The organism is Massilistercora timonensis (genome assembly GCF_048354975.1).
GTDB classification, from domain to species: domain Bacteria; phylum Bacillota; class Clostridia; order Lachnospirales; family Lachnospiraceae; genus Massilistercora; species Massilistercora timonensis.
Genome location: NZ_DBGCJQ010000002.1, coordinates 1 through 7,775 on the forward strand (window position 1 = coordinate 1; position 7,775 = coordinate 7,775).

10 protein-coding genes are annotated in these 7,775 nt (G+C 53.1%); all 10 read left to right on the forward strand.

Annotated elements, in window-relative coordinates; translation table 11 throughout:
* On the forward strand, window positions 1–429 hold a 429-nt coding region (locus tag ACML7B_RS00080), incomplete at its 5' end, for an ACT domain-containing protein (RefSeq protein ID WP_418538721.1).
* Window positions 430–486: 57 nt separating this feature from the next.
* Window positions 487–1,818, forward strand: a complete 1,332-nt coding sequence (locus ACML7B_RS00085) for a phenylacetate--CoA ligase family protein (RefSeq protein ID WP_106789974.1) — start codon at window positions 487–489, stop codon at window positions 1,816–1,818.
* A gap of 16 nt (window positions 1,819–1,834) precedes the next feature.
* On the forward strand, window positions 1,835–2,278 hold the full coding sequence (locus ACML7B_RS00090) for an ACT domain-containing protein (RefSeq protein WP_106789975.1): 444 nt from the start codon (window positions 1,835–1,837) through the stop codon (window positions 2,276–2,278).
* A gap of 77 nt (window positions 2,279–2,355) precedes the next feature.
* Window positions 2,356–2,598 carry a preprotein translocase subunit SecG gene (secG, locus tag ACML7B_RS00095; RefSeq protein ID WP_106789976.1) on the forward strand — a complete coding sequence of 81 codons (243 nt, stop codon included), beginning with the start codon at window positions 2,356–2,358 and terminating at the stop codon, window positions 2,596–2,598.
* An 81-nt stretch (window positions 2,599–2,679) separates the two neighbouring features.
* A complete protein-coding gene (rnr, locus tag ACML7B_RS00100) occupies window positions 2,680–4,857 on the forward strand; it encodes a ribonuclease R (protein ID WP_418538723.1) in 2,178 nt (725 codons plus the stop codon).
* Window positions 4,820–5,290: an SsrA-binding protein SmpB gene (gene smpB, locus ACML7B_RS00105; protein ID WP_106789978.1), complete on the forward strand. Its 471-nt coding sequence runs from the start codon at window positions 4,820–4,822 to the stop codon at window positions 5,288–5,290. The genes rnr and smpB overlap by 38 nt, the downstream gene beginning before the upstream one ends.
* A gap of 28 nt (window positions 5,291–5,318) precedes the next feature.
* Window positions 5,319–5,564 carry a hypothetical protein gene (locus tag ACML7B_RS00110; RefSeq protein ID WP_346707918.1) on the forward strand — a complete coding sequence of 82 codons (246 nt, stop codon included), beginning with the start codon at window positions 5,319–5,321 and terminating at the stop codon, window positions 5,562–5,564.
* A gap of 196 nt (window positions 5,565–5,760) precedes the next feature.
* Window positions 5,761–5,967 carry a helix-turn-helix transcriptional regulator gene (locus ACML7B_RS00115; protein WP_106789981.1) on the forward strand — a complete coding sequence of 69 codons (207 nt, stop codon included), beginning with the start codon at window positions 5,761–5,763 and terminating at the stop codon, window positions 5,965–5,967.
* Between the two features lies 1 nt (window position 5,968).
* Window positions 5,969–6,748 carry a DUF3169 family protein gene (locus ACML7B_RS00120; RefSeq protein WP_418538725.1) on the forward strand — a complete coding sequence of 260 codons (780 nt, stop codon included), beginning with the start codon at window positions 5,969–5,971 and terminating at the stop codon, window positions 6,746–6,748.
* Window positions 6,749–7,049: 301 nt separating this feature from the next.
* The coding region (locus tag ACML7B_RS00125) for a hypothetical protein (RefSeq protein WP_418538728.1) at window positions 7,050–7,775 on the forward strand (726 nt) is incomplete at its 3' end.

Here is a 7,775-nt window from a genome sequence, read left to right on the forward strand (position 1 = left end):
AGGTGCGGTATGATCAGACAGTTGTCGGTATTTGTGGAGAACAAACCGGGAAGCCTGATGGAGGTTACTTCCAGGCTCAATGAAGCCCATGTGAATATCCGGGCGGTGGCCAGTTTTGACACGCCGGAGTTCGGGATCCTGCGTCTGGTGGTAGATCAGCCGGAGGAGGCCAAGGCCTATCTGACCAGTAAAGGATTCGTAGTGCGGATCCACCAGGTGATCGGCGCGGAGCTGGAAGACAAGAAGGGAAATCTTAACCAGATGCTGGAGATCCTGGCGGACAGCGGGATCAGCATCAACTATATCTATTCCTTTGTCATCCGGGACGGACGGGCGCCGGTGATGGTAGTCAGTACGGATGATTTTGACAAGGCGAAGAAAGCGCTTGCAGACGCCGGAGTCAAGATGGTGGAAGAGGCGGATCTGTAGAGAGCAGAGTCCGCAGATATAAGCAAAGAAGGAATTAAGGAACAGGAGTAAAGTAAGATGGCAAAAATAGCGTTAGAAGATTGGAAAGAGAAGGTCAGAGACCCGAAGATCGAGTGCATGAGCCGGGACGAGATGTCCGCTCTGCAAAGTGAACGCCTGGTAAAGCAGGTGAAAAATGTTTATGATCATGTAGAGTTCTATCGGAAGAAGATGGATGATCTGGGCGTGGAGCCTGGAGATATCAAAGGAATTGAAGATATCGACAAGCTTCCCTTTACCACCAAGGAGGACTTAAGAGACAATTATCCCTTCGGTCTTCTGGCGGTTCCCCAGGAAGAGATCGTACGTGTGCAGGGAACTTCCGGAACCACAGGAAAGCTGACTCTGGCTTCCTACACCCAGAAGGATGTGGACGTCTGGGGCGAGTGTGTGGCAAGAGGCCTTACCATGGCAGGACTGACGGCGGGAGACCGGATCCACATCTGCTATGGATACGGACTGTTCACCGGTGGAATGGGACTGGATTTTGGAGCCAAGGCGCTGGGAGCTATGGCGATTCCCATGTCTTCCGGTAATACCAAGCGTCAGCTGATGTGCATGGAGGACTTTGGAGCTACCGCATTTGCCTGTACGCCGTCCTACGCCATGTATCTGGCGGAGGCAGCCCAGGAGGCAGGGATCGTAGACCGCCTGCAGATCCGGGCCAGCATCAACGGAGCGGAGCCCTGGACCGACGAGATGCGAAGAAAGATCGAGAGCATCCTGAACATCAATACCTTCGACATCTACGGACTCTGTGAGGTGACAGGACCGGGCGTTGCCATGGACTGTATCCACCACCAGGGCCTGCATGTCTACGAGGATTACTTCTATCCGGAGATCCTGAACCCGGCAGACCAGAGTCCCTGCAAGGACGGGGAGACCGGCGAGCTGGTATTCACCACCCTTGCCAAGGAAGGTATGCCGCTGATCCGGTACCGTACCAAGGACCTGACCAGCATTGACCACAGCCCCTGTAAATGTGGGCGGACTCTTCCCAGGATCCAGAAGTTTACCGGACGTACCGACGACATGAAAGTCATCCGCGGCGTCAATGTATTCCCCACCCAGGTGGAGACTGCACTCCTGTCCATGGGCGGCGGCGTGGCGCCTCACTATATGCTGATCGTAGACCGGGAGAATAACCTGGATGTGCTGACCGTTATGGTGGAAGTAGACGAGAAATATTTCTCCGATGAGATCCGGAAGCTGGATGAACTGAAGAACAAGGTGGCGGCCGTGCTCAAACAGGCGCTGGGCGTATCTGTGCGGGTGAAGCTGGTAGAGCCTAAGACCATCCAGAGAAGTGAAGGCAAAGCAAAACGTGTCATCGACAACCGTGTACTGTAAGAAGGAGGGGAAGAACATGGGTATGAGCAATACGATCCAACAGTTATCAGTATTTTTGGAGAACAGAGAGGGACGTCTGGACGAGGTGCTGACAGTCCTTGCCGACAATGGCGTGAACATCGTGGCTTTGAGCCTTGCGGACACCTCCGATTACGGAATGCTCCGCATGATCGTGTCCGATCCTCAGAGAGGGAAACAGGCGCTCAAGGAGGCCGGGATCACCGCAATGCTTACCGACGTGGTGGCCCTGCGGGTGCCCCATGCGACAGGTTCTCTTTCCAAGGCTATGCACCAGATCGTGGAAGGCGAGGTAAACGTGGAATATATGTACGCCTTTGCCAATGGATCTGACGCGGCAGCAGTGTTAAAGAGCGATGATCCGGGACGGGTGATCGACATCCTGAAGGGCAGCGGATTCGACGTGTACAGCGCCGACGAGGCATACCGGGCGAATCAGTAAGAAGGAGAAAAATTGTCTTGCCAACCGGATAACCCTGTGTTAGAATAAACATGGTTTATCCACAGGAGGTGTATAAGATGGAGATTCTGAAGATCGTACTTATGATCCTATTTGCAATAGACTGTATCGCCCTTTCCGCGATCGTACTGCTTCAGGAAGGAAAGTCCGCAGGGCTTGGCACCATCAGCGGTATGGCGGATACTTACTGGGGACAGAACAAGGGACGTTCCATGGAGGGAGCTCTGGTGAAGTCCACCAAGTTCCTGGCAGTTCTGTTTATCGTGCTGGCGGCAGTGCTGAATCTTAAGGTTTTTGCATAGAGGCAGAGTATATTTGAGAGAAACAGTGGGACACTCCTGTACAAAGGAGTGTCCTTTTTACATGCAGGGAAAGGAAAGGCTATGGACCGAACAGGAGAGAAACAGAAAAAGGTAGTCTATGATTTTATCTGCGACGACCTGTATACCCCCATGAAGTTCAAAGAGATGGCCATGCTGCTGCAGGTTCCAAAAACCCGGCGCCAGGAACTGAAAGAGGTGCTGGAGGAACTGGAGGCAGAAGGAAAGATCGCAGTTTCCAGGCGGGGGAAATATTACAAAGGCGAGGCGGAGAAGAAGACCGGTATCTATCGGGCTACCCGGAAGGGTTTCGGCTTCGTGACGGTGCCGGAGGAAGAGACCGACATTTATATTGCTCAGGAGGATCAGGGAGGAGCCTTCGACGGGGATGAGGTGGAAGTCCAGATTACCGGCAGGCCTTCCGGGCGGAACCGGGAGGGAAAGATCCTCAGGATCCTGGCCCGGGGCCATGCCAGGGTGGTGGGCCTGTATCAGAGGAAACCAAAGCAGGCTTATGGCTTTGTGATCCCGGACGATCCCAGATTCTCAAAGGATGTATTTATCCCGGAAGGAAAAGAGGGAGGCGCGGCGGACGGCCACAAGGTGGTGGCGGAATTTTTATCCTATGGGGAAGACGGACGGAACCCGGAGGGGAAGATCGTGGAGATCATCGGCCATGTGAACGACCCGGGGACAGATATCCTGTCCATTGTGAAAGGTTATGAACTGCCCCTGGAGTTCCCGGAGCGGGTGCAAAACCAGGCGGTCCGGGTGGCGAAGGAAGTAAGCCCTGCGGACATGGCGGGACGGAAGGACCTGCGGGACTGGCAGATGGTTACCATTGACGGGGAGGACGCCAAAGACCTGGACGACGCGGTTTCTCTTGTGATGGAAGGAGAGAACTATCTCCTTGGCGTCCACATCGCGGATGTGGCCAACTATGTGCAGGAGAACAGCGCCCTGGACCGGGAGGCTCTGAGAAGGGGGACCAGCGTCTATCTGGCGGACCGGGTGATCCCCATGCTCCCCCATACTCTGTCCAACGGGATCTGCTCTCTGAACGCAGGCTGTGACCGGCTGGCCTTAAGCTGCATCATGCGGATCGATCCCAATGGAGCGGTGCTGGACCATGAGATCGCGGAGACAGTGATCCATGTGCAGGAGCGGATGACTTATACCAGTGTGAAGAAAATCCTGGAGGACGAAGATGAGGCGGAACGGGAGCGGTACCAGGATCTGGTGCCTATGTTCCAGCGGATGGGCAAGCTTTCTGCCATTTTAAGGAAAAGGCGGCAGAAGCGGGGATCCATTGACTTTGATTTCCCGGAGAGCAAGCTGATCCTGGATGAACAGGGCATGCCCCTGGAGATCCGTCCTTATGAGCGCAACGTGGCCACGAAGCTGATCGAGGATTTCATGCTGCTGGCAAATGAGACGGTGGCGGAGGACTATTACTGGCAGGAACTGCCCTTCCTCTACCGGACCCATGAGCAGCCGGACAGCGAGAAGATCCGGGCGCTGGCCATTTTCATCAATAATTTCGGTTACTCCATGCATGTGGGGCAGAATGAAGTCCGGCCCAAGGAGATCCAGAAGCTGCTGGCGAAAGTAGAGGGGTCCGATGAGGAGGCGCTGATCAGCCGGCTGGCTCTGCGTTCCATGAAGCAGGCCCGGTACAGCCCGGAGAATACCGGACATTTCGGACTGGCAGCCAACTATTATACTCACTTCACATCCCCCATCCGCCGGTATCCGGACCTGCAGATCCACAGGATCATCAAGGACAGCGTGCGGGGACGGATGAACCCGGAGAAGATCGAACATTATGAGACGATCTTGCCGGAGGTGGCCAGGGCCTCCAGCGAACTGGAGCGGCGGGCGGACGAGGCGGAGCGGGAGACCGTGCGCTTAAAGAAGGCCCAGTATATGAGCCGCCATGTGGGCGAGATATACGAAGGCGTGATCTCAGGCCTGACCCGGTGGGGAATGTATGTAGAGTTAAAAAATACGGTGGAAGGCCTGATTCATGTTGCAAATATGACGGATGACCATTATGATTATGACGAGGGGCGCTGTCTTATGACGGGAACCCGTACCGGGAAGACCTACCGGCTGGGTCAGCGTCTGGCAGTGCGGGTCATTGGCGCGGACGTTTTCTTACGCACCGTGGACTTTGAGATCGCAGATGAAGGAGAGTTGGAGGATGGCAAAGACAACGAATGTGAAACTGGTTGCCAATAACAAGAAAGCATATCACGATTATTTTATCCTGGAGACCTTTGAGGCGGGGATCGCCTTAAGCGGAACGGAGGTCAAGTCCATCCGCATGGGGAAATGCAGTATCAAGGAGGCCTTTGTCCGCGTGGAGAAAGGGGAGGTCTTTATCTACGGAATGCACATCAGTCCTTACGAGAAGGGAAACATTTTCAATAAAGACCCGCTGCGGGTGAGGAAGCTTCTGCTGCACCGGTCCGAGATCAACAAGCTTCTGGGGAAGACCAAGGAGCAGGGGATCACCATTATGCCGCTGAAGGTCTATCTCAAGGGGAGCCTTGTGAAGGTGGAGATCGGGCTTGCCAGGGGCAAGAAGCTCTACGACAAGCGGCAGGATATCGCCAAGAAGGATCAGAAGCGGGAAGCGCAAAGAGAGTTCAAGATCCGTAATTTCGGTTAGAAATATAAGGCGGACAGGAGGAAGACAGATGGTACCGACAAGAAAAGAAGATTTAAGAAAGCTGGTGACTGAGACCACAGTGGACGTGTATGAGGAACTGACGCCTCAGCTGATCCAGCTGATCGAGAAGACCCACCATGATGATTCCCTTACTCAGGCCCAGAAGCAGGATGAGATCTCCCTGCACATGTTGGGATATGTGAAGTCCTGCACCAACGAGATCATCGTGGAAGTGCTGGCAGAGATCCTGGGGCTGGAGGATGAAGAGGAATAGATCCGATTGAAAAAGGGCAGGAGATTCCCGGCTGTTTCGTGTTGAACGGCCGGGATTTTTTGCGCCCGGAAAAAATGACAAAAAAAGTTGTCAAAAAGGTATTGACAAATAAAGTTGTCAATGGTATTCTGATGATGACAAGAAAAGTTGTCAAAATGAAAAGAATAATTGTCATGACAAGCAAGGAGAGGTGCATATGGGACTTAAGAATCGCGTAAAAGAGCACCGGGCCAGGATGGATGTGAACCAGTCTCAGCTGGGCAAGCTGGCGGGCGTATCCCGGCAGACCATCAGCCTTATTGAGCGGGGGGACTATTCCCCGTCGGTGGCGCTGGCGCTGAAGTTAGCCAGGATCTTTGAGGTTCCGGTGGAAGAGATATTTGAGCTTGAGGAGGATGAGTAACATGACAGAGAAGAGAGTAGAGAAGAAGATGAATTCCTATTTGAAGATGATCCTGATAATGTGCCTGGGCGGCGCTATCGGAGCGGTGTTCGGAGTGGGTCTGGTCCTGTACGAAGACGGGATGGCAGGCATGCTGCAGGCATTTTCCGGCTGGATGAGAGCTTATGTGGTGCCGATCCTGTGGGTGTTCGTGGCGGCTTCCCTGGTTGTAAGCATTGTATGCTATCGAAAGGCAGAAAGCTATGTACAGAAGATGGATGAAGAGGACGATTCCCTGATGGAAGAACTGGACCAGAGATACGAAGCCTGGAGCTCCGCAGGGATGCTGGCAAGCAGCGTACTGATGTGCCTTTCCATGGTGATCTTCGCCTTCGGGTTCCCGGTCACTGAAGAAGAGGCGGCCTACCAGCGGCTGGGTATGACGGTGATCCCCTTCCTGGCCACAGTGCTGGTCTGCGTCATGTATCAGATCGCGGCGGTAAGGCAGCTTCGCAGGAAAGATCCCTCCAAGAAGGGAGACGCGTCGGACCTGCACTTTGAGAAAGAATGGATCGAGAGCTGCGACGAGGCAGAACGGATGGTGATCTATAAGTCCAGCTACAAGGCCTTCACCATGATGAAGACACTTCTGATGATCCTGCTGACGATCGCTATGCTGGGACAGCTCTCCTTTGGGACCGGTATGACAGCAGTAGTGCTGCTGGCGTTGGCCAACATCATCATGCTGAGCGTCTATTCCGCCTATTCCATGAAGTTTCAGAAGACGAAATTCGCAGATTAATCAAAAAGGGACAGGGTATTTTCAATCTGGGACGTAGTATTTTCGAAAATACCCCGTCCCAGATTGAAAATACCCTGTCCCCATATTGACAGACTGAAAGATCAGTGGTAAATTTGCCATAACAAAAGCATTTACATTTCTAGCTGTTCACTTCTTGGCGGCGTCTGCCGCATCGAACATTCAGACAGGATCTGTCAGAAGAAATCTCAATGCTTTGTATCCCAATCAAACATCGCAGAGAGGTTTCGCGGAAGAAGACAGATGCCTCCTGCGGACATTTTATTTCAAAGGAGGAAACTGGATGGAAAAGAAACCGAACCGCCTGTATAAGGCACGCTTATTTGTCATGATTTTCGAGGACAAGAGGAAACTGCTGGAACTGTATAATGCAATTAGTGGGAAACACTATGAGGATCCGGAACTTCTGGAGATCAACACCCTGGAGAATGCCATCTATATGTCCATGAAGAATGACTTGTCATTCCTTATTGACGCTCAGCTTTCCCTGTATGAACATCAGTCTACTTACAGTCCCAACCTGTCGCTGCGTTTTTTCTTTTACTTGTCGGACATGTTCTCAGGGATGACGATGGATGCCAACCTGTACGGGACAAAGCGGGTAGTATTGCCAGTCCCCAGGTTTATAGTCTTCTACAATGGGGAGGCGGATCAGCCAGACCGGCAGATCCTGAAGCTTTCTGATCTGTACACGGTGAAGGAAGAAGAACCTATGCTGGATCTGAAGGTGCTGGTGCTGAACGTGAACCAGGGACATAATCCGGAGTTGATGGAAGCCTGCCATACCTTGTGGGAATACGCAGAGTATACAGGGCGGGTGAGGAAGTACGCCAAAGAACAGCCTATCGCGGAAGCAGTAGAGCGGGCCATAACAGAATGTATCCAGGAGGGGATCCTGAAGGAGTTCTTGGAGAAGAATCGCAGGGAGGCGAAGAACGTGAGTATCTATGAATATGACCAGGAGAAACATATCCGGCAGGAGCGGGAGGAAGCCTGGGAGGCTGGAGAG

Coding starts and splice junctions, on each gene's coding strand:
- secG (WP_106789976.1), top strand. CDS start 2,356: ATGGAGATTCTGAAGATCGTACTTATGATCCTATTTGCAATAGACTGT.
- ACML7B_RS00115 (WP_106789981.1), top strand. CDS start 5,761: ATGGGACTTAAGAATCGCGTAAAAGAGCACCGGGCCAGGATGGATGTG.
- rnr (WP_418538723.1), top strand. CDS start 2,680: ATGGACCGAACAGGAGAGAAACAGAAAAAGGTAGTCTATGATTTTATC.
- ACML7B_RS00090 (WP_106789975.1), top strand. CDS start 1,835: ATGGGTATGAGCAATACGATCCAACAGTTATCAGTATTTTTGGAGAAC.
- smpB (WP_106789978.1), top strand. CDS start 4,820: ATGGCAAAGACAACGAATGTGAAACTGGTTGCCAATAACAAGAAAGCA.
- ACML7B_RS00110 (WP_346707918.1), top strand. CDS start 5,319: ATGGTACCGACAAGAAAAGAAGATTTAAGAAAGCTGGTGACTGAGACC.
- ACML7B_RS00085 (WP_106789974.1), top strand. CDS start 487: ATGGCAAAAATAGCGTTAGAAGATTGGAAAGAGAAGGTCAGAGACCCG.
- ACML7B_RS00120 (WP_418538725.1), top strand. CDS start 5,969: ATGACAGAGAAGAGAGTAGAGAAGAAGATGAATTCCTATTTGAAGATG.